We start from the raw sequence: 582 nt of genomic DNA, 5'->3' as shown, positions 1-582 counted from the left end.
TGAACTGGCCTAATGATTTTGGACACCTCAATCGGGCGCTATGATGGCGTCCAAATCTGAGGTGTTTGGATATGCGTAAATCTTATTCATGTGAGTTCAAACTCAAGGCTGCCAGCATGGTGCTGGACGAGGGGCAGTCGGTTCCCGAGGTCTGTGCCAGCTTGGATATTGGCCCTACGGCCTTGCGCCGCTGGGTCGATCAAGTTCGCAAGGAACGCTTGGGCTCGACTCCGGTGGGAGCCAAGGCGATTACCGCGGATCAGCGAGAGATCCAGGAACTTAAAGCCTTGCTCAGGCAAAGAGACCGGGATATCGAAATCCTAAAAAAGGCCAGTGCTCTCCTGCTTTTGGACGCCAAAGATCACTCTCGTTGATCTGTGAGCTGGGCGAGCAGTACGGCGTTAACGATTGCTGTCGTGTGTTCGGAATAAACCGCAGTAGCTTTTACGCATGGCGTCAGCGCCAAGGCAAGGTGAGCCCTAAGCGAGAGAAACTCAAGGCTATGCTGGTCAAGCACCACAGGGCGTCGAGAGAGTCTGCGGGCGCTCGTACCTTGGCTAAACAGCTGCAAGCCGGCGGGCA

The 582-nt window shown here is 55.2% G+C and carries 1 protein-coding gene; it reads left to right on the top strand.

Going from position 1 to position 582, the window contains the following annotated elements; genetic code table 11:
• Positions 1–71: 71 nt before the first annotated feature.
• A complete protein-coding gene (locus tag AC07OJ_RS30865) occupies positions 72–374 on the top strand; it encodes an IS3 family transposase (RefSeq protein WP_065899480.1) in 303 nt (100 codons plus the stop codon).
• The last annotated feature ends 208 nt before the right edge of the window (positions 375–582 follow it).

The organism is Pseudomonas sp. GW821-FHT09C08, from assembly GCF_059418125.1.
This window is presented reverse-complemented; position numbering and strand designations above follow the sequence as displayed.